Genomic DNA, 19,579 nt, shown 5'->3' with positions numbered 1-19,579 from the left:
GGCCCGGCTCCGGGCCCTTTGTGTCCTCTGGTGCCCTATGTGTCCTACCCAGGACAGTCTTCGTCCCAGCCTAGCCACTCCGGAGCCCCGCGAAAGGGCCGTCGCCGAACGGTCGCCAGGAGGTCACCGGGACGCCGCCTACCCGCTGAGCCTGGGTGCGGGCCGGGCGAGCGTGGCAGTTAGGCTGAGCGGCGTGACGCAGACTCCGGTGGCGCCCGCGCACGCGGGTCACGGCGAGGAGTCCGCAGCCCCACGAGCCGGCCGTGCAGCTTTGGTGCACCGAGGCGGTCCGGGCCGTAGCCGGCTCGCCGCATATGTCGCCCTGACCAAGCCCCGCATCATCGAACTGCTGCTGGTCACGACCCTGCCCACCATGATTCTCGCGGCGGGCGGGTTGCCCACCTGGTGGGTCGTCGTGGCGACGATGGTCGGCGGCACGCTCGCCGCCGGCAGCGCGAACGCGCTGAACTGCTACGTCGACCGCGACATCGACGCCCTGATGCGGCGCACGGGCCACCGCCCGCTCGCCCGGGCCGAAGTGTCACCGACCGGCGCGCTGCGCTTCGGTCTGGTGCTCGGCGTCGTCGCGGTGTTATCGGTCGGCCTGGTCACCAACTGGCTGGCCGGCGGACTCACCGCGACCGCCATCGGCTTCTACGTCGTCGTCTACACGATGCTGCTCAAGAGGCGGACCTCGCAGAACATCGTCTGGGGCGGTGCCGCAGGGTGCATGCCCGTGCTGATCGGCTGGTCGGCAGTGACCGGCTCGCTGGCCTGGGCGCCGGTCCTACTGTTCGGCGTGGTGTTCTTCTGGACGCCACCACACTTCTGGGCACTGGCCATCCGCTACCGCGAGGACTACGCCAACGCCGGCGTCCCGATGCTGCCCGTCGTGGCCGGCCCGGTGCGGGTCGCCCGTGACATCACCGGGTACGCGTGGCTCACGGTCCTGACCTCGCTTGCGCTGTGGCCGGTCGCGACGTCGTGGGTGTACGGCGTCCTTGCGCTCGGCGCCGGCATCGGCCTGATCGCCTCGGCGCACCGCCTGCTCTCGCGCACCCGCCGGCAGGTCGACGACCCCAGCGTCGAGGTCAACCCGATGCAGCTGTTCCACCTGTCGAACAGCTACCTTGCCTTCGTCTTCGTGGCCGTCGCAGTCGACGTCTTCGTCCGCTGACGCCTGCAGGCATCAGCCCGCAGCGATGCTGATCGCGACCTCCTTGGTGGTGCGCACCGTGGATGTCACCCCGTTGGAGAACCGCTGGGTGCCGGTGATCTGCAGCGTGCCGGTGGTGAAGGTGGCCGGTACCTCGAAGACGTTCGCGATCTTGCCCTTCGGGGCGATGTTACGGGCCTTGACGTAGCTGCCGTTCGGCAGTTTGAGCCGCAGCTGCGACGGGTCATAGCCGTACGGTCCGCCGGACTGCGTCGAATCGAAGTAGTTGATCCGCACGGACAGCAGGGCGTTACGCGGGCTGCTGGCCTTGACCGCGGTGTTCGCCGGCGGCCAGTAGTCCAGCGAGGCCAGGGTGGCCGTCGTCTTGAACGTGGCGTTGCCCTTGCGAGTGCCCTTGCGCACCAGGATCGGGACGTTGAAGGTGCGCCCGAGGACCTGGGTGCGGTGCGTGCGAGTCAGGACGGCAATGTTGTTGGCTCCGGGCTGGCCCTGCGGCAGCGACAGCGTCTGCGTGTCGCCCGAATCGATGAGCTGCAGCGTCGGTGCGGAGGAGTCCGGGACTGCGGCGATGACGTACTCGCCCGTTGTGGCCGTCGGTACGTCGTGCGTGGTGCCGCCGACCACGAGCTTCACCTGGGCGCCGGTGCCGCTGCTGACGGCGCCGATGTCGTAGGTCGTCCGGAACGCCAGCAGCTTCTGACCGCTCGGTGCCGAGCGGGCGTCGGTGCCGGTGCCGTAGCGGGGGATGAAGCCGGCCGCGGTCACCGTGACCTTGCGCGTGCGCCCGACCATGACTGCGTTGGTGAGCGAGGAAGGTGGGGTGGTCGAGCCCAGGCTGGCGGTGGTGATGGAGTCCTGCTGGGTGGACTGCGGCTGGGGAACCTTCAGCCCGCCGTTGCCGCTCGGTGCCGTCTCGCCGTCGGGCCGCACGAGCTTGTACCCGGAACGCACGCTGGACGGATCGACGCTGTCGAGCGAGGACTGCGGGGTCAGAACGGCCTTGCCGCCGGACGTGGCGGCGGTCAGCCGCACCGGCAGGTACTCCTGCGCGGTATTGCCGTCGACGAACAGGACGGGACCGCAGGACAGGCTGCTGTCGACGTCGCTCTTCTTGGTGCCGTCGGCCGGTTTCTCGGCCTGGACGAAGTAACAGCGGGTGTCGTTGCTCTTGACACCGTGGCGCGCGGACACCGTCTTGGTCACGGACGATTCAGCGCTCGAGAGCACCGCGGCGGCGTCCTTGATGGAGTTGCCCTGGTAGGTGATCGACGGGGCGTCGTCGCCGGGCAGGACGAGCAGGGCGACGAGCCCGGCGGCGATCAGCGCCACGGCGACGACGGCGGCGATGAGGATGTTGCGGCGCTTCTTCGACGCTACCGGCGCCGGCGCACCGGCCCACGGATGTGCACTCGACCCCTGCTGGAAGCCAGGCTGTCCGTACCCGGGCTGTTCGTAGCCAGGTTGTCCGTACCCGGGTTGTCCGTACCCGGGCTGTTGGTAGCCGGACTGCGGGTAATCCTGGGTCGGCTGGTAACCCTGAGGTGATTGATAGCCCTGGGTTGGCAGGTAGCTCTGGGTTGGCTGGTAGTTCTGGGTTGGCTGGTAGCTCTGGGTTGGCTGGTAGGCCGCAGGCTCGCCCTGCCATTGCGGTTGCGGGGCGGCCGGCTCGGGCGCCGACTGGAACGTCAGGTTGCTGCGGGTCTCCTGCGCCGCGGACTGGTCAGCACCGCCGGAGCCGCCGCCGCTCGAGCCGGCGCCGCGGCGATGACCGGTCCACATCTGACCGTCCCAGTACTGCTCGGCGTTCGAGTCCTGTGGGTCTGGATACCAGCCGGCGTCAGCCACTGCTCACCCTTCGTCGGTACTCGTGTCGAACAGCGATGATCACACGAAGCGAACACGCACACTTCATCGGTGCCGGGTGACCCCGGCGATCTCCCTAGAATTAGGGCATGTCTCGCATCGTGCTCGCCACCTGTACCCGGTTACCGGACGGTGACGATGACGCGCAGGCCTTGGGAGCAGCGTTGCGATCCTGCGGGGTACAGCCGCAGTGGGCGGCGTGGGACGACCCGACGGTCGACTGGTCCGGCGACCTCGTCGTCCTGCGTTCGACCTGGGACTACCCGAACCGCCGCGCTGAGTTCCTGACCTGGACCGCGTCGGTGCCACATCTGGCCAACCCCGCCGAGGTCGTTGCCTGGAACAGCGACAAGCGGTATCTGGCCGACCTCGCCGCCACCGGGCTGGACGTTGTGCCGACCGCGGTTGCCGACCCGGCGAACCTCGAGGTGCCGGACGCCGACGAGTTCGTCGTCAAGCCGTCGGTCGGTGCCGGCTCGGGCGGTGTCGGCCGGTTCCGCCGTGACGCCCGCGGGCTGCGCGCGGCTAGGGCACACCTCGAGGCGCTGCACGCCGCGGGGTACACCGCGCTGGTGCAGCCTTATCTTGCCGACGTCGACACCCGCGGCGAGACCGCGCTCGTCTATGTCGACGGGACGTTCAGCCACGCAGCGCGCAAGGGCCCGATGCTGGCCGCCGATGCCCGTCACCCGCTCGGCGGCCAACTCGACGACGAGCTGTTCGTGCCGGAGGCCATTACGGCGCGCAAGCCCTCCGACGCCGAACTGGCTGTCGGCGACGCTGCGGTGGCCGCGGTCCGTGACCGCTTCGGCAGCACCCCGCTCTACGCCCGGGTAGACCTGCTGCCGTCGGCGGGCGGGCCCGTCGTGGTCGAGCTGGAGCTCATCGAGCCGTCCCTGTTCCTGGATTGCGCCGAATCGGCGGCCACAACGTTCGCGGCTGCGATCGCGGCCCGAATATGAGCGAGGTGATGGACCCGGCGGCCGATTCGCCGTTCCCGGCCATGGCTGACGGGCGACTGCAGGCACTTCGCCGCATGAAGGCGATCTCCGGCGCGCTGCTGCTCGTCGCCGCGATCGTTTACGTACTGTGTCGGGCGTTCACGGACAGTGACGGCGTGTGGGGGTACATCCAAGCGACCGCGGAGGCCTCGATGGTGGGCGGGCTGGCCGATTGGTTCGCCGTCACCGCGCTGTTCCGGCACCCACTGCGGTTGCCGATCCCGCACACGGCGATCATCCCGCGCAAGAAGGACCAGATCGGCGAGGGCCTGGCCACCTTCGTACGCGAGTACTTCTTGACCAGCGAGATCCTCGGCGAGCGGCTCGCCGCCGCGCGGGTGCCGCAGCGGGTCGGCGACTGGCTCGCCGACCCCGAGCACGCGCGTCGGTTGGCGCAGGAACTGAGCATCTCGGTCAGCGGCATGGCCGAGATGCTGCGCGACGACCAGCTGCGCAACTCGGTCGCCACGTTCGCCGACAAGCGGCTGCGGCAGACCGACATGTCCCCGCTGCTGGCCCGGCTGCTCGAGGCGGTCTGCGACTCAGGTCAGCACCAGGCGGCGTTGACCACGACCTTGCGGGGGTTGGCCCACTTCCTGGAGGAGAACCGCAGCGAGTTGCGCCGCCGGGTCGCCCTCGAGAGCCCCGAGTGGGTGCCGGACTGGGTCGACGACCGGGTCTTCAACAAGGGCTTCCAGCTGCTGCAGTCGTTCATCACCGACGTCGTGGGCGACGACGGGCACGGGCTGCGCAAGGGCTTCGACGACCAGCTGCGCGACTTCGCCGAGCGGCTGCGGGACGACCCCGAGCAGATCGCGAAGGTCGAGCAGACCAAGCTCGAGATCCTCGACCACCCGGCTGTGCGCTCCTACCTCGAGGACATCTGGGGAACGTTGAAGAAGTTCATCCTCGACGGTGCCGCCGACCCCGAGTCGGACCTGCGTCGCTCGGCCGAGGCGCTCACCGTGCGCGCCGGCGAGGTGCTGCGCGACGACCCGGACGTCCGCGGGCGGGTGAACGACGTGCTCGAGCGCTTGGCGGGGCACGTGGCCACGCACTACGCCGACGACCTCACCGACGTCATCTCGACGACGGTCGCCCGCTGGGACAACGAGGAGACCAGCCGTCGCCTCGAGCTGCAGGTCGGTCGCGACCTGCAGTTCATCCGCATCAACGGGACCGTGGTCGGCGCGCTGGCCGGCCTGGCCATCTACACGTTCAGCCGGCTGTTCTGAGTCGCGCGAACGGCTCGGTCTGCAGCAGGACGTTGAGGGCGGCCAGCCACACCAGGCAGGCGCCGAACATGTGTAGGCCGACGAGCAGTGGCGGCACGTGCAGGAAGTACTGCGTGTAGCCGATGACGCCCTGGGCCAGCTCGACGCCGAGCAGCACGACGGCCGCGCGCCGGACGGCCTCGGCGGCGTGCACGGCGTAGACCAGCACGACCAAGCCGACGGTCAGGCCGATCAGCACCATGACGACGTCGGCGTGCAGCTGCGAGACCGACGACACCTTGAGCCCGGTGCGATGGATCTTGCCGCTACTGTCCTTATCCCCGGCGTGCGGACCGCTGCCGGTGACCACCGTGCCGGCGACGAGCGTGGTCAGCGCAACCATCGCCGTAATGCGGGCCAGGGTGCGCGGCAGCGGACCGGGCAGGGCGGGGACGTCATCGACCGGACGCAACCGCCACCACAGCAGGAATGTCACCGCGATGATCGCCATCGACAGCATGAAGTGCGCCGCGACCAGCCAGGGGTTGAGGTGAGTCAGCACCGTCAGTCCGCCGAGCACCGCCTGCGCCGGGATACCGAGCGCTGCCCAGGTAGCCGGCGCGCGTTGCGTGCGGCGGACCATCGCCACCAGCCAGGTGGCCACTGCGACGATGACGAGGACGAAAGTCAGCTGGCGGTTGGTGAACTCGATGATCCCGTGAACGGCGTACTGCTTCGTCGGCGTCAGCGAGGCGTCGGTGCACCGCGGCCAGGTGGGGCAACCAAGGCCGGAGTCAGTAAGGCGGACCGCGCCGCCGGTAACCACGATGACCACGTTCGCGACGACCGAGGCCAGAGCCAGCCGACGCAGCGCATTGGCGGTCTGCAACCACGAGGGCAGCCAGCGCACCCGCCGGTCGTCGACGCCGTTCCGGCCGGTCGCGACGACCGGTTCGGTGCTTACTCCCACTTGAACCACCGTGCGGCGGCCGGCAGGGCGATGGCCGCCCAGACCAGCAGCGTCAGGACCTCGCGCACCGGGAAGCCGGCGTGGTGCTGGAGCACGTCGTGCAGCCCGTCGCTCAAGGCGGCCGACGGCAGGAACTGCAGGACGTCGCGGGCGGCGCCGCCGTACTTGTCGAGCGGGATCGCGATGCCGCCGGCGAACAGCAGGATGAGCCAGATCAGATTCGCGGCAGCCAGCGTCACCTCCGCACGCAGCGTGCCCGCCACCAGCAGCCCCAGCCCGCCGAACGCCAGCGTGCCCAGCACCACCAGCAGGACGACGGTGAACGGGTCGCCGTGCGGATGCCACGCCAGCGCCAGGCCCACACTGCAGATCAGCACGATCTGCAGCACCTCGAGCAGCAGGACGGCCAGTGTCTTGCCCAGGATGAGCGTCGAGCGCGGCAGCGCGGTGGCCCCGAGCCGCTTGAGCACCGCGTACTTGCGCTCGAAGCCGGTGCCGATGGCCAGGCCGGTGAACGCGGCGGACATGACCGCGAGCGCGATGATGCTCGGTACGACGAAGTCGATGCGCCGCGGCGTCCCGAGGGAGTACAGCAGCGGCAGGTTGAAGAAGAACAGCAACAGCAGCGGGATGAGCAGCGTCAACCCGACCTGCTCACCGTTGCGCAGCAGCAGCCGGAACTCCATGCGCGTCTGCGCCTTCACCATCGTGGCGCGCGACGACGCGGCCGGCGCGGGCGCGAATGAGATGCGTCCCGGTGCCGTCTGATCGCTCATGTGCGCAGCTCGCGTCCGGTGAGCTCGAGGAACACGTCCTCGAGGGTGCGCCGCTCGACGGAGAGGTCCTGCGCCAGCACCTGCTGGTGCGCGCACCAGGCCGTCAACGTGGCCAGCAGTTCGGGGGTGACGTCGCCGGTGATCAGGTACCGGCCGGGTTCGGGTTCCAGGGCGGTGCTGCCCAGCGGCAACACGTCGACCAGCTGATCGAGCGGTAGACCGGCGATCGCGCGGAACCGGATCTGGCCCTCGGCGCCGGAGCGGGTGAGCTCAGCAGGACTGCCCTGCGCCACCACCCGTCCCTGGTCGATGACCACCACGTCGTCGGCCAGCTGCTCAGCCTCGTCGAGGAGGTGGGTGGTCAGCACGACGCTGACGCCGTCGGCGCGCAACGAGCGGATAAGGTCCCAGGTGCCGTGTCTGGACTGCGGGTCCATGCCGGCCGTCGGCTCGTCGAGGAAGACGAGTTCGGGGCGGCCGACGAGCGCCAACGCCAGCGACAGCCGCTGCTGCTGACCGCCGGAGAGCCGCTTCACGGCGGTGCCGGCGGCCTCGGTGAGCCCGACGACCTCGAGCAGCAGGTGCGGGTCGTGCGGGTCGGCGGCGTAGGAGGCGAACAGGCGCAGCAGCTCGACCGTGGTGGCACCGGTGTAACCGCCGACGCCGTCCTGGAGCATGACGCCGACGCGCGGGCGCAACTCGGTGGCGTCGGCCACGGGGTCGCGGCCCAGCACCCGGACCTTGCCGGCGTCGGGCCGCCGGAAGCCCTCGCAGATCTCGATGGTCGTGGTCTTGCCGGCCCCGTTCGGGCCGAGCAGCGCCACGACCGACCCGGCGGGCACGTGCATCGACAGCCCGTCCACCGCTCGGCGCGAGCCGTACGCCTTGACGAGGTCGACCACCTCGAGGGCCGGCCCCGACGGCACGGACGATGCGGACACAACAACAGTCTATGAACGCTGCGGAGCGGGCCGCGCCATGGATGTCGGGGGAGTGATCTACGCGCGCTCACGCGCGCGGTGCCTCGGTCATCCGGGGGTCGTGGACGACCCGGCGAAGGCGTCGACGTAGGCCTGGCCGGACAGCGCCTGGACGCTCGCGCGCACGATCTCGGTGACCTCGCGCAGTACCCGCGAGCTGCGCTCCTCGCCCGCGCGATCGCCGAAGTACAGCGGCGCTCCGAAGTGCACCTCGACCGGGACCCGGTGCCACGCGTGCGTACCGGGCGGCTGGGCCTCACGCGTCCCGACCAGACCGACCGGGACGACGGGTGCACCGCTGCGCAGCGCGAGCCGCGCGACGCCCGTGCGGAACTTGTGCAATCGGCCGTCGGGGGAGCGGGTGCCCTCCGGGTAGATGCCGAGGGTGCGGCCCTCGGCCAGCACGTCGACGCCGATGTCGATGACGGCCGCGGCCGAGCGGGTGTCCGAGCGCGCGACCGGCACGTGCCCCATGCTGTTGAAGAACACGGCCATCGCCCTGCCCCTCGGACCCGGCGTGTTGAAGTACTCCACCTTCGCGAAGTAGCAGACCTGCCGGCGCGCCGCCAGCGGCGTGAAGATCTCATCGGCGAAGGAGACGTGGTTTGCGGCCAGCACGACCGGACCGTCCGGGAGGTTGTGCAGTCCGGTGACCGCGGGCCGGTACACCGCGCGCAATGCGGGAGCCAACGTCAGCTCGAGCGTCCGGTACAGCACGCGAGGAACCTATCGTGGGGGATCGGCACGCAGTTGTGACCCATCAGGCGGAACCCGTTTGTGATCAGCCCGAGTAAATACGTCATAATGGTGTTGTGGAAATCGCGACGGACACCAGGGACGCCAGGGGCGCTGCCACGCTGCCCGTTGGCGCCGGCGAGCGGACGGGCGACCGCACCCGCGACGCGGTGGCCCGCACGGTGCTCGAGCAGGGTCCGCACAGCGCCGCCGCACTGGCCGAGCGGCTGGGCCTCTCGGCCGCAGCGATCCGCCGTCACCTCGACGCCCTGGTCGGCGACGGCATTCTCGTCGAGCGCGAGCCACGGCCGAGCGCGCAGCGTGGCCGTGGACGTCCCGCCCGCACCTATGCCCTGACCGACGCGGGCCGTGCCTCGTTCCCACACGCCTACGACGACCTGGCCAGCACCGCACTGCGCTACCTGCGCGACACCGGCGGTGAACAGGCCGTCGAGGCATTCGCCGCACACCGGGCCGAGCAGCTGGCCGACCTGCTCACCGAACGCGTCGATCGCAACGCGCCGCTCGCCACTCGCACCGGTGCGTTGGCCGGCGGGCTGACGGCGCACGGATACGCGTCGACGACGCAGGCCGTGGGCAGCCCGAACCAGAGCACCAACGGCATTCAGATCTGTCAGCACCACTGCCCGGTCGCCCACGTGGCCGCCGAGTTCCCCCAATTGTGCGAAGCGGAAACACGCGCCTTCGAACAGGTGTTGGGCACCTACGTGCAGCGGTTGGCGACGATCGCCCACGGCGACGGCGTCTGCACCACGCACGTCCCGCACCGACCAGAAACACCCACCCACCCGATCCGGGAGGACCACAGATGACCACCACCCAGCCAGCCCCAGTGACATTGACCCAGGACGAGCAGATCGATGCGCTCGGCCGGTACGGCTTCGGCTGGAGCGACAGCGACGCCGCCGGCGCCAGTGCCAAGCGCGGACTGTCCGAGGCGGTCGTGCGGGACATCTCGGACAAGAAGAGCGAGCCCGAGTGGATGCTCACGCACCGGCTCAAGGCGCTGGCGATGTTCGACAAGAAGCCGATGCCCAGCTGGGGTTCGGACCTCTCGGACATCGACTTCGACAACATCAAGTACTTCGTCCGCTCGACGGAGAAGCAGGCTGCGACCTGGGACGACCTCCCTGCGGACATCAAGAACACCTACGACAAGCTCGGCATCCCCGAGGCCGAGAAGCAGCGCCTCGTCTCCGGGGTGGCCGCTCAGTACGAGTCCGAGGTGGTCTACCACCAGATCAACGAGGAGCTCGAGAAGCAGGGTGTCATCTTCATGGACACCGACACCGGCCTCAAGGAGCACCCGGAGCTGTTCCGCGAGTACTTCGGCTCGGTGATCCCGTCGGGCGACAACAAGTTCTCCGCGCTGAACTCGGCCGTGTGGTCGGGCGGGTCGTTCATCTACGTGCCGAAGGGCGTGCACGTCGAGATCCCGCTGCAGGCCTACTTCCGGATCAACACCGAGAACATGGGCCAGTTCGAGCGCACGCTCATCATCGTCGACGAGGGTGCCTATGTGCACTACGTCGAGGGCTGCACCGCGCCGATCTACAAGTCGGACTCGTTGCACTCGGCCGTCGTCGAGATCATCGTCAAGAAGGGCGGCCGGTGCCGCTACACGACCATCCAGAACTGGTCGAACAACGTGTACAACCTGGTCACCAAGCGGGCCAAGGCCGAAGCCGGCGCCACCATGGAGTGGGTCGACGGCAACATCGGCTCCAAGGTCACCATGAAGTACCCCGCGGTCTGGATGACCGGCGAGTACGCCAAGGGCGAGGTGCTCTCGATCGCGTTCGCCGGTGAGGGCCAGCACCAGGACGCCGGCGCCAAGATGCTGCACCTCGCGCCGCACACGTCCTCGACGATCATCTCCAAGTCGGTTGCCCGGGGCGGCGGTCGCACGAGCTACCGCGGGCTCGTCCAGGTCAACAAGGGCGCGCACCACAGCAAGTCCACGGTGAAATGCGACGCCCTGCTGGTCGACGACATCAGCCGCTCCGACACCTATCCCTATGTCGACGTTCGCGAGGACGACGTGTCGATGGGGCATGAGGCCACGGTCTCGAAGGTCAGCGAGGACCAGCTGTTCTACCTGATGAGCCGCGGCCTGTCCGAGGACGAGGCCATGGCCATGGTCGTGCGCGGTTTCGTCGAGCCGATCGCCCGTGAGCTGCCGATGGAATACGCGCTCGAGCTCAACCGCCTGATCGAACTGCAGATGGAGGGAGCAGTCGGCTGATCCGGCTGCCACAGACATGACCGCACTGCTCAAGCCCACGGGTTCGCCCGCGGAACGTTTCACCTCGCGAGACCCCGAGGCCTTCGAGACCCCCTCGTCACGGGACGAGGACTGGCGCTTCAGCCCGTTGACCAAGCTGCGCGCCTTCTTCGAGCCGTTCACCGAGGACCTCGTCGTCACGGGGTCGACGACCGTGCCCGACGGCGCGCGCGTCGACGCTGTCGACCCGCAGACCGTGCTGGGGTTCGGCTCGGTGCTGACGCCGGCCGACCGCGCCAGCGCGGTGGCCATGGCGCAGGCCCGCAAGGGCACACACACGGTCACCGACGCGGGCGCCGAGCTGGCCGAGCCCGTAGTCATCGAGCGGATCGGGATCAGCGGGCGCGGCTACTCGCACCACATCATCGAGGCCGGCGCGAACTCGCACGCCACCGTGGTGTTCGACCACCGCGGCGCGCTGAGCGTGTCGGGCAACGTCGAGATCATCGTCGGCGACGGCGCCGAGCTGACCCTCGTCGCGATTTACGACTGCGACCCGTCCGCGGTCGTGCTGGTCGCGCACGCGGCCAAGGTCGGCCGCGACGCCACGTTCCGCCACGTCAACATCGGCCTGGGTGGCGGCGTCGTACGCATCGTCCCGACCGTGCAGTACGCCGGCCCTGGTGGTCGTGCCGAGCTGCTGGGTGTCGCCTTCGCCGGCGCCGGGCAACACATCGAGACGCGGCTGTTCGTCGACCACGCGGTGCCGCAGTGCTCCTCCGACGTGTTGTACAAGCACGCATTGTCGGGTGACACCGCTCGCACGGTCTGGATCGGCGACGTCCGCATCCGACCGGCGGCCACCGGCACGCAGACCTACGAGATGAACCGCAACCTGCTGCTGTCCGACGGCGCGCGCGCCGACTCGGTGCCGAACCTTGAGATCCAGACCGGCAACATCGCCGGAGCGGGGCACGCCAGCGCGACGGGTCGCTTCGACGACCTGCAGCTGTTCTACCTGCAGTCCCGGGGCATCCCCGAGGACGTCGCCCGGCGTCTGGTCGTGCGCGGCTTCTTCGCCGATGTCGTCGAGCGCATCGGCATCGCTGCCCTGCAGCAGCGAGTCATGACCACCATCGAAGCCCGGCTGGGCTTCCCCAAGAACGACATCGAATCTGATGACTCTGTTGAAGAGGACGACGAATGAGCATTCTGGAAATCCACGATCTGCATGTCACCGTCGGTGACGCCGGCGAGACGACCGAGATTCTGAAGGGCGTCGACCTCACGGTCTCCTCCGGCGAGACCCACGCCATCATGGGCCCGAACGGTTCAGGCAAGTCGACGCTCGCCTACTCGATCGCCGGCCACCCGAAGTACACGGTCACCGGCGGCACGGTCACCCTCGACGGTGCCGACGTGTTGGCAATGACTGTCGACGAACGCGCTCGTGCGGGGCTGTTCCTGGCCATGCAGTACCCGGTCGAGGTGCCCGGTGTCTCGGTGTCGAACTTCCTGCGCACTGCCGCCACCGCAATCCGTGGCGAGGCGCCGAAGCTGCGCACCTGGGTCAAGGAGGTCAGCGTCAGCATGGCCGAGCTCGAGATGGACAAGACCTTCGCCGAGCGCAGCGTCAACGAGGGGTTCTCCGGCGGTGAGAAGAAGCGGCACGAGATCCTGCAGCTCGAGCTGCTCAAGCCCAAGATCGCGATCCTGGACGAGACCGACTCCGGTCTGGACGTCGACGCACTGCGGGTCGTCAGCGCCGGCGTCAACCGCTCACGCGAGCAGGGCATCGGCACGCTGCTGATCACGCACTACACGCGTATCCTGAACTACATCAAGCCCGACTTCGTGCACGTCTTCTTCGACGGGCGCATCGCCGAGTCCGGCGGCCCGGAGCTTGCCACCAAGCTCGAGAACGAGGGCTATCACAGATTTGGTGTGAACGAGACGGCGAGCGCCTGATCATGTCTCTGGATGTGGAGGCGGTCCGCAAGGACTTCCCGATCATGGCGCGCGAGGTGCACGGCGTCCCGCTCGTCTACCTCGACAGTGCCAACAGCGCGCAGAAGCCGCAGCAGGTCATCGACGCTGAAGCCGATCTCTACGCCAACCACTACGCGAACGTGGCCCGCGCAGTGCACACGCTCGGCAGCGAGGTCACGAACGCCTACGAGGGCGCACGTGACAAGGTGGCGGCCTTCCTGAACGCCCCGTCACGCGACGAGATCATCTTCACCCGCAACATCACCGAGGCGCTGAACCTGCTGGCGTACTCCTTCTCGAACGCGTCCACCTTCCCTGGGGGCGAGAAGTTCGCGCTCGGGCCCGGTGACGAGATCGTGGTCACCGAGATGGAGCACCACAGCAACCTTGTGCCGTGGCAGCAGCTCGCGTTGCGCACGGGCGCGACGTTCCGCTGGATCCCGATCGGTGACGACGGGCGGTTGGTCGAGTCGGCCATCGACGAGGTCATCAACGAGCGGACGAAGGTCGTGTCGTTCGTCTACCAGTCGAACGCGCTCGGCACGATCAACCCGGTGAAACGCATCGTCGAGCGCGCGCACGCCGTGGGCGCGCTGGCCATCGTCGACGCCGCACAGGCCGCGCCGCACATTGCGCTGGACGTCCAGGATCTCGGCGCCGACTTCGTCGCCTTCACCGGCCATAAGGTCTACGGACCGACCGGCGTCGGTGTCCTGTGGGGCCGCTACGACCTGCTCGCCGCACTGCCGCCGTTCCTGGGGGGTGGCGAGATGATCGAGACCGTCGCCATGGAGGGTTCGACGTTCGCCGCACCGCCGCACCGCTTCGAGGCCGGCACGCCGATGATCGCTCAGGCCGTGGCGCTGGGTGCGGCCATCGACTGGCTCACCGACCTGGGCCTCGACAACGTGCGCGAGCACGGCGAGCAGATCACCGGCTACGCGCTCGAGCAGCTGCAGACCGTGCCGGGCCTGACCATCATCGGCCCGGCCGACAATGTCGACCGTGGCGCCACCATCTCGTTCACGCTCGACGGGGTGCACCCGCACGACGTCGCTCAGTTGCTCGACGAGTACGGCATCGCCGTACGCGCCGGCCACCACTGCGCGCGGCCGGTGTGCCTGCGGTTCGGAATACCGGCGACCACCCGCGCGTCATTCGGGGTGTACACCACCACCGACGAGATCGACCAGCTCGTCGTGGGCCTCAGCAAGGTCGCGGAGATGTTCTCCACATGAGTGAGTCGATGTACCAGGAGATCATCCTGGACCACTACAAGCACCCGCAGCACCGCGGCCTGCCCGAGTCCTTCGACGCCGAGGTGCACCACGTCAACCCGACCTGCGGCGACGAGGTCACCCTGCGGGTGCGCATCGCCGACGGACGGATCGCCGACCTCGGCTGGGACGGCGAAGGCTGCTCCATCAGCCAGGCGTCGACCTCGGTCATGAGCGGGCTCGTCAGCGGCAAACATGTCACCGACGCGCTTGCGCTGGAGGAGAAATTCCTCGAGCTGATGCAGTCCCGCGGCGCAGCCGAGCTCACCGAGGCCGACGCCGACCTGCTCGAGGACGCTGTCGCCTTCGAAGGTGTGTCGAAGTACCCGGCTCGCGTTAAGTGCGCGCTGCTGGGTTGGATGGCCATGAAGAGTGCAGTGGCTGACGCCGAGACCAAGAAGGAGCGAAGCTCATGAGTGCACCAACCATTCCGTCGCGCGACGACATCGACGAGGCCATGCGTGACGTCGTCGACCCGGAGCTCGGCATCAACGTCGTCGATCTCGGCCTCGTCTACGACGTGACCGTCGACGAGGGCGAAGCGGGCATCGTGATCACCATCGACATGACCCTGACGTCAGCCGCTTGCCCGCTGACCGACGTGATCGAGGACCAGACGCACTCCGCTCTGACGCTCGGCCCGAAACCCCTTGCCGTCGACGCCAAGATCAACTGGGTCTGGATGCCACCGTGGGGTCCCGACAAGATCACCGATGACGGCCGCGAGCAACTGCGCGCCCTCGGCTTCAACGTATAATATGACCTCCCTCCGCTGCGCTCCGGACGCCAAAGGCCATTCCGCTGTGTCCTTCGCTCGCTCATGACGGCCTACTGGATCAGCGAGTACCGCGAGATCATCGACGCGGACAAGGTGGCGGCCTACGGCAGGCTCGCCGGACCGGCGCTTCTCGCTGCCGGTGGCCGGTTCCTCGCCCGAGACGTTCCGGAGCAGACCTACGAGGCCGGCGAGGCGACCCGCACCGTCGTCATCGAGTTCGAGTCCGTCCAGGCCGCCCGCGATGCGCATGACAGTCCGGCTTACGCGGAGGCGCTCGCCGCCCTCGACGGTGGCGCCATCCGCGACATGCGGATCGTGCCGGGAGTGCAGTAACCGCGTTAGCGTCCGACGGGCGCTGGTCATCCTGACGAAATGGCTGACGAACCGAACAAGAACGGACCCGTTCCCGGGGCACGCGCCGACATCGACCCGGACTTCTTCGATTACCGCTCGCTGCTCGACAAGGATGAGCAGGCGTTGCTGGCTGATCTGCGCGCATGGTTGACGGAGCACCTCGTCCCGATCGTCGACGACTACTGGGCCCGCGCCGAGTTCCCGCACCAGCTCATCCCGCAGCTCGCACCGCTCGACGTCATGGGCCTGTCACTGGACCTGCCAGGACGTGAGCCCCAGCGCCGACTGCTGTCAGGTTTTGCCAGCTTGGAGTTCGCTCGCATCGACTCCTCGTTCGCGTCCTTCTACGGTGTCCACAGCGGGTTGGCCATGGGCAGCATCTACCAGTGCGGCTCGGACGAGCAGCGTGACCGCTGGTTGCCGGCGATGCGACGCCTCGAGAAGATCGGCGCGTTCGGGCTTACCGAACCGCACGGCGGCTCCGACGTCGCCGGCGGCCTCGAAACCACCGCCCGCCGCGACGGAGACGAGTGGGTCATCGACGGCGCGAAGCGGTGGATCGGCAACGGCACGTTCGCCGACCTGATCGTCACCTGGGCGAAAGACGTCACTGATGGCAGCGACGGTGGCGTGCGCGGCTTCGTTGTCGAGAAGGAGATGCCCGGGTTCTCGGCCACCAAGATGGAAAACAAGATGGCGCTGCGGATCACGCAGAACGCCGACCTCACCCTGGACGGCGTGCGGGTGCCCGAGGCCAACCGGCTGCAGAACGCCAATTCTTTTGACGACACGAACTCCATCCTGCGAGCGACGCGGGGGAGTGTTGCCTGGAGTTCCGTCGGGGTGATGACCGCGGTCTACGAGGTCGCCGTGCAGTACGCCAAGGACCGTGTTCAGTTCGGCCGCCCGATCGGTGCGAACCAGCTCATCCAGGACCTGCTCGCCCGCATCCTGGGCAACCTGACAGCCTCGCTCGGCATGGCCGTGCGGGGCGCGCAGCTGCAGGACGACGGCGTGTTTCACGACGAACAAGGGGCGCTGGCCAAATCGTTCTGCACGTCGCGGTTGCGCGAGTGCGTTGCATGGGCGCGCGAGATACTGGGTGGCAACGGCATCCTGCTCGACTACGGGATCGCGCGGCACTTCAACGACGCCGAGGCGCTCTATTCCTACGAGGGCACCCGGGAGATCAATACGCTCATTGTGGGCAGAGCCATCACCGGACTGTCTGCATTTACCTAACCCGCACAGCCGCATTCCTGTCATTTACAGGTTGACAGGATCTAATAATGAAGACAGGTCTTTCCGCCCAGAATGACAGCTTTGCTGATCGTCCGGATCAGCTTGACAAAGCTCGTCCTCAAGTATGAGCCCGTTATGCCGATAACCACTGCAAAGAGCTCTGGTTATCGATGTGACGAGGTTTCTAATGGCCGCTTACACCGCCAAGCACGCTGTCCAACCTTTGGTCGATGGCAACAGAATGCCTCGCTCCCACAGCATGCTGAGCCTGACCATCACGGTGGTAGCTATCGCCGCGTCGATTGCCACCATGGCGATAACCGGTAATGCGGCGCCCTCCGGCGCGGCCACGGCGTCGACCGACGCCTCCCGCTCGACGTCCGGCCGACGTGCGCACCCGACGCATGTCGTAGTGGCTGAGAACTCGGTCGAAGCTACGTCGGACACGCTCGTGTCGAAGCCGGCAGCCGTGGTGCACACCCCGGCCAAGGTTCGAGTCGCCGTGGCCAACGTCGTCAGCCCGGTTGGTCAGAATGCAGCGACGGACGTGTCGCCACTGGCCGCGGACGGCATCCCCGTTACCGCGCTGCACGCCTACCAGGATGCTGCCGCCGCGGTGGCGACCACCGATCCGGGATGTCGGATCCCGTGGCCGCTGCTCGCCGGTATCGGGCGGGTCGAGAGCGATCACGGTCGTTTTGCTGGGGCGACGCTGTACACCAGCGGCACGTCCAGCGCGAAAATCCTGGGACCGATCCTCGACGGGAACGGAACTGCAGTCATCCGCGATACCGACAGTGGGCTCTTGGACGGCGATACCTCCTACGACCGAGCGATGGGTCCACTGCAATTCATCCCGTCAACGTGGGCCAACTACGCCTCGGACGGAAACCATGACGGGATACAGGACCCGTTCAACATCTTCGACGAGAGCTTGGCGGCCGCGAAGTACCTGTGCGCAGCCGGCGGCGACCTGGCCACGACTGCGGGACAGGTTCGTGCGGTGTTCGCGTACAACCACCTGACGTCGTACGTGGATACGGTCCTTGCGCTGGAACATGCCTACGCCACCGGTGCGGGTGTCATCGTCCCCGACCCGCCGGCCGCAACGAAGACCAAGGTCGCGTCTACGAAGCCTGTTAGCAAACCTGTCACCGCGCCGGCGCCGAAGTCCGGGCACCCGGCAGCGCCGGTGCCCGCCCAGCCGACTCCGGTCAGCATCACTCCCGCCAAGCCCGGCACACCGACCAAGCCGGTCACGCCAACCACCCTGAACTGCCCGACGGGCACCCAACCCATCCCGATCGCGTCGGGCGCCTCGGCTGCCGTCCCCACGCCGGCCCCGGCGACGGGTTCGCCTGTGGCGCCCAATGCAACGGTGCCAGCAGTGCCCGGAGCGGTTACCACATCACCTGTTGCCCTGATGCCGGACGGCAAGACTCCCGTCCCCGCAGGCTGCATGCTGGTTCCCGTGCCTACCGCTGCCCCGACGTCGACCGGCTGATCTGTTCGGCGGTTTCCCCACGGCGAGCTGTCAAGCACAGCAGCGCGGCGAACGCGTACAACCCGGCGGCCAGATAGAACGCCAGGTCGTAGGACCCCTCGGCGTCGCGGATCCAACTAGCGCCGCTGGCGGCCATTGCTGCGCCGATCTGGTGCGCGGCGAAGACCCAGCCGAAGACGATGGGCGCGGAGTCGCCGAAGTACTCCCGGCACAGGGCGACTGTCGGTGGCACGGTGGCCACCCAGTCCAGACCGTAGAACAGGATGCACACCCAGGTGCTCGGCGTGGTGTGCGGTGACAGGGGGGACGGCAGGGCGAGCAACGACAAGCCGCGTCCTGCGTAGTAGACGAGCAGCAGCAGGCGCGGGCCGACCCGGTCGGTCAGCCACCCGGAGGCGATCGTGCCACCGACGTCGAAAACCCCCGCGCAGGGCCACACCTGCGCTGCTGCCGACCCGTCTGTCGTGGCGCATCAGGCCGGACCAGTGGCATACGCCGTTATCTGCAAAGATCGTGCCACGTCTGTCCCGCACCGCGTCACCGTGCTGTTGCTTGCGCCCGTCGTCGGCTTCGACGCCGCGATCCCGTCGCAACTCCTGGGGGAGGCATTCGACGACGCGGAGTGCCCGCGCTACGACGTCACGGTTGCCGGGTTGACGACAGACCCCGTCGCCACCGATTCGGGCTGGGCAATGGTCCCGACCGCCGACGCATCCGCGCTCGCCCGGGCCGACACGGTGATCGTGCCGGGCACCCGGTTGCCCTCGGCCCGCTTGCACGGCGTGCTCGACGATGACGTGCACGCTGCCCTCGCGTCGGTGCGGCCGGGTACTCGGTTGGTGTCCATCTGCACCGGGGCATTCGTTCTCGCCGCTGCCGGGCTGTTCGACGGCCGGCCCGCGACGACCCACTGGCGCCGCGCCGCCGAGTTCCGGGCGCTCTATCCGGACGTCCTGCTCGACGAGAACCGGCTCTTCGTCGACGACGGAGATGAGCTGAGCTCGGCCGGGCTCGCGGCGGGTGTCGTCCCGCCCTGGCGTGACGGGGGACAGGATCAGTTCATCGAACGCCCCGTGCCCGATACCGGGCACGCGAGCACCGCGGCGGTGCGGCAGTGGGCGATCGAGCACCTCGACGAGCCGCTGGACGTCGCCCGGCTCGCTGCGGCCGCCCGGATGAGCGTACGTACATTCAACCGCCGCTTCACCAGCGAGACCGGTCGGTCACCCGGAGCCTGGGTGCTGGCGCAGCGAGTCGAGCGGGCCCGTCACCTTCTCGAGGCCACCGATCTGGGCGTCGACGATGTGGCGTTGCGCGTCGGCCTCGGCTCGGGCGCCAGCCTGCGCCAGCACCTGCGCGCCTCGCTCGGGGTCGCGCCGCTGGCCTACCGACGCACCTTCCGCGGCACCCCCGCCGGTTGAGTGTCGGGTTACGCCTCGAGTGTCGCTTTATAAGCCGCCACTCGGCTCGTAAC

At 68.4% G+C, this 19,579-nt stretch carries 19 protein-coding genes and 1 pseudogene; 14 read left to right on the top strand and 6 right to left on the bottom strand.

The window, feature by feature from the left end; genetic code table 11:
- Positions 1-193 precede the first annotated feature (193 nt).
- Entirely contained in the window at positions 194-1,177 is a 984-nt protein-coding gene (locus tag ACFFC4_RS06085) for a heme o synthase (RefSeq protein ID WP_375498796.1), read from the top strand.
- Between the two features lie 12 nt (positions 1,178-1,189).
- Here ACFFC4_RS06085 and ACFFC4_RS06080 read toward each other — a convergent pair whose 3' ends face one another.
- A complete protein-coding gene (locus tag ACFFC4_RS06080) occupies positions 1,190-3,022 on the bottom strand; it encodes a DUF2510 domain-containing protein (RefSeq protein WP_375498794.1) in 1,833 nt (610 codons plus the stop codon).
- 107 nt (positions 3,023-3,129) lie between these two features.
- Between ACFFC4_RS06080 and ACFFC4_RS06075 the strand changes: the two genes are divergently transcribed.
- A complete protein-coding gene (locus ACFFC4_RS06075; protein WP_375498792.1) occupies positions 3,130-4,002 on the top strand; it encodes a RimK family alpha-L-glutamate ligase in 873 nt (290 codons plus the stop codon).
- On the top strand, positions 3,999-5,276 hold the full coding sequence (locus tag ACFFC4_RS06070) for a DUF445 domain-containing protein (RefSeq protein WP_375498790.1): 1,278 nt from the start codon (positions 3,999-4,001) through the stop codon (positions 5,274-5,276). The genes ACFFC4_RS06075 and ACFFC4_RS06070 overlap by 4 nt, the downstream gene beginning before the upstream one ends.
- Here ACFFC4_RS06070 and ACFFC4_RS06065 read toward each other — a convergent pair.
- The 4 genes from ACFFC4_RS06065 to ACFFC4_RS06050 form a co-directional block, all read right to left on the bottom strand.
- A complete protein-coding gene (locus ACFFC4_RS06065) occupies positions 5,260-6,225 on the bottom strand; it encodes a heme A synthase (RefSeq protein WP_375498788.1) in 966 nt (321 codons plus the stop codon). The two genes, ACFFC4_RS06070 and ACFFC4_RS06065, sit on opposite strands and share 17 nt — an antisense overlap.
- Positions 6,216-7,001, bottom strand: coding sequence for an ABC transporter permease (locus ACFFC4_RS06060; protein WP_375498786.1), 786 nt, complete (start codon positions 6,999-7,001; stop codon positions 6,216-6,218). Before ACFFC4_RS06060 ends, ACFFC4_RS06065 begins: the two co-directional genes overlap by 10 nt.
- Entirely contained in the window at positions 6,998-7,927 is a 930-nt protein-coding gene (locus ACFFC4_RS06055) for an ABC transporter ATP-binding protein (protein ID WP_375499020.1), read from the bottom strand. Before ACFFC4_RS06055 ends, ACFFC4_RS06060 begins: the two co-directional genes overlap by 4 nt.
- A 102-nt stretch (positions 7,928-8,029) precedes the next feature.
- Entirely contained in the window at positions 8,030-8,698 is a 669-nt protein-coding gene (locus tag ACFFC4_RS06050) for a lysophospholipid acyltransferase family protein (RefSeq protein ID WP_375498784.1), read from the bottom strand.
- A 95-nt stretch (positions 8,699-8,793) separates the two neighbouring features.
- Here ACFFC4_RS06050 and ACFFC4_RS06045 point away from each other — a divergent pair, with 95 nt between their 5' ends.
- The 10 genes from ACFFC4_RS06045 (at position 8,794) to ACFFC4_RS06000 (ending at position 18,105) form a co-directional block, all read left to right on the top strand.
- Complete coding sequence (locus ACFFC4_RS06045) at positions 8,794-9,549, top strand: helix-turn-helix transcriptional regulator (protein ID WP_375498782.1); 756 nt, start codon at positions 8,794-8,796, stop codon at positions 9,547-9,549.
- Complete coding sequence (gene sufB / locus ACFFC4_RS06040; protein WP_375498780.1) at positions 9,546-10,982, top strand: Fe-S cluster assembly protein SufB; 1,437 nt, start codon at positions 9,546-9,548, stop codon at positions 10,980-10,982. The genes ACFFC4_RS06045 and sufB overlap by 4 nt, the downstream gene beginning before the upstream one ends.
- A gap of 16 nt (positions 10,983-10,998) precedes the next feature.
- Positions 10,999-12,168, top strand: coding sequence for a Fe-S cluster assembly protein SufD (gene sufD / locus ACFFC4_RS06035; protein ID WP_375498778.1), 1,170 nt, complete (start codon positions 10,999-11,001; stop codon positions 12,166-12,168).
- The gene (gene sufC / locus ACFFC4_RS06030) at positions 12,165-12,929 is read left to right on the top strand and encodes a Fe-S cluster assembly ATPase SufC (RefSeq protein WP_375498776.1); all 765 of its coding nucleotides are present in this window, start codon (positions 12,165-12,167) and stop codon (positions 12,927-12,929) included. The genes sufD and sufC overlap by 4 nt, the downstream gene beginning before the upstream one ends.
- Positions 12,930-12,931: 2 nt before the next feature.
- A complete protein-coding gene (locus tag ACFFC4_RS06025; protein ID WP_375498774.1) occupies positions 12,932-14,188 on the top strand; it encodes a cysteine desulfurase in 1,257 nt (418 codons plus the stop codon).
- The gene (sufU, locus tag ACFFC4_RS06020; RefSeq protein ID WP_375498772.1) at positions 14,185-14,643 is read left to right on the top strand and encodes a Fe-S cluster assembly sulfur transfer protein SufU; all 459 of its coding nucleotides are present in this window, start codon (positions 14,185-14,187) and stop codon (positions 14,641-14,643) included. The genes ACFFC4_RS06025 and sufU overlap by 4 nt, the downstream gene beginning before the upstream one ends.
- Positions 14,640-14,984, top strand: coding sequence for a metal-sulfur cluster assembly factor (locus ACFFC4_RS06015; RefSeq protein WP_375498770.1), 345 nt, complete (start codon positions 14,640-14,642; stop codon positions 14,982-14,984). The genes sufU and ACFFC4_RS06015 overlap by 4 nt, the downstream gene beginning before the upstream one ends.
- Positions 14,985-15,047: 63 nt before the next feature.
- Positions 15,048-15,338 (top strand): DUF1330 domain-containing protein, encoded by a 291-nt coding sequence (locus tag ACFFC4_RS06010; RefSeq protein ID WP_375498768.1) that lies wholly within the window; start codon positions 15,048-15,050, stop codon positions 15,336-15,338.
- 39 nt (positions 15,339-15,377) lie between these two features.
- Positions 15,378-16,601, top strand: a complete 1,224-nt coding sequence (locus ACFFC4_RS06005) for an acyl-CoA dehydrogenase family protein (RefSeq protein WP_375498766.1) — start codon at positions 15,378-15,380, stop codon at positions 16,599-16,601.
- A gap of 259 nt (positions 16,602-16,860) precedes the next feature.
- Positions 16,861-18,105 (top strand): lytic murein transglycosylase, encoded by a 1,245-nt coding sequence (locus ACFFC4_RS06000; RefSeq protein WP_375498764.1) that lies wholly within the window; start codon positions 16,861-16,863, stop codon positions 18,103-18,105.
- On the opposite strand, the pseudogene ACFFC4_RS05995 reads toward ACFFC4_RS06000, so the two are convergent.
- Positions 18,077-18,559 (bottom strand): annotated as a pseudogene (locus ACFFC4_RS05995) (MFS transporter); the annotation flags it as partial. The gene ACFFC4_RS06000 and the pseudogene ACFFC4_RS05995 sit on opposite strands and share 29 nt — an antisense overlap.
- A gap of 88 nt (positions 18,560-18,647) precedes the next feature.
- On the opposite strand from ACFFC4_RS05995, the gene ACFFC4_RS05990 reads away from it, so the two are divergent.
- Entirely contained in the window at positions 18,648-19,526 is an 879-nt protein-coding gene (locus ACFFC4_RS05990) for a GlxA family transcriptional regulator (protein ID WP_375498762.1), read from the top strand.
- The last annotated feature ends 53 nt before the right edge of the window (positions 19,527-19,579 follow it).

It is taken from the genome of uncultured Jatrophihabitans sp. (assembly GCF_964244045.1).
Lineage (GTDB): Bacteria > Actinomycetota > Actinomycetes > Mycobacteriales > Jatrophihabitantaceae > Jatrophihabitans.
Note: the sequence above shows the minus strand (reverse complement) of the source record. Positions and strands in the feature narration are given on the sequence as shown.

Excerpts from the sequence above, each read along its gene's own strand:
- sufU (WP_375498772.1), top strand. The coding sequence starts at position 14,185 with ATGAGTGAGTCGATGTACCAGGAGATCATCCTGGACCACTACAAGCAC.
- sufC (WP_375498776.1), top strand. The coding sequence starts at position 12,165 with ATGAGCATTCTGGAAATCCACGATCTGCATGTCACCGTCGGTGACGCC.
- ACFFC4_RS06005 (WP_375498766.1), top strand. The coding sequence starts at position 15,378 with ATGGCTGACGAACCGAACAAGAACGGACCCGTTCCCGGGGCACGCGCC.
- ACFFC4_RS06015 (WP_375498770.1), top strand. The coding sequence starts at position 14,640 with ATGAGTGCACCAACCATTCCGTCGCGCGACGACATCGACGAGGCCATG.
- ACFFC4_RS06000 (WP_375498764.1), top strand. The coding sequence starts at position 16,861 with ATGCTGAGCCTGACCATCACGGTGGTAGCTATCGCCGCGTCGATTGCC.
- ACFFC4_RS06025 (WP_375498774.1), top strand. The coding sequence starts at position 12,932 with ATGTCTCTGGATGTGGAGGCGGTCCGCAAGGACTTCCCGATCATGGCG.
- ACFFC4_RS06070 (WP_375498790.1), top strand. The coding sequence starts at position 3,999 with ATGAGCGAGGTGATGGACCCGGCGGCCGATTCGCCGTTCCCGGCCATG.
- ACFFC4_RS06075 (WP_375498792.1), top strand. The coding sequence starts at position 3,130 with ATGTCTCGCATCGTGCTCGCCACCTGTACCCGGTTACCGGACGGTGAC.
- ACFFC4_RS06010 (WP_375498768.1), top strand. The coding sequence starts at position 15,048 with ATGACGGCCTACTGGATCAGCGAGTACCGCGAGATCATCGACGCGGAC.
- sufD (WP_375498778.1), top strand. The coding sequence starts at position 10,999 with ATGACCGCACTGCTCAAGCCCACGGGTTCGCCCGCGGAACGTTTCACC.
- sufB (WP_375498780.1), top strand. The coding sequence starts at position 9,546 with ATGACCACCACCCAGCCAGCCCCAGTGACATTGACCCAGGACGAGCAG.
- ACFFC4_RS06060 (WP_375498786.1), bottom strand. The coding sequence starts at position 7,001 with ATGAGCGATCAGACGGCACCGGGACGCATCTCATTCGCGCCCGCGCCG.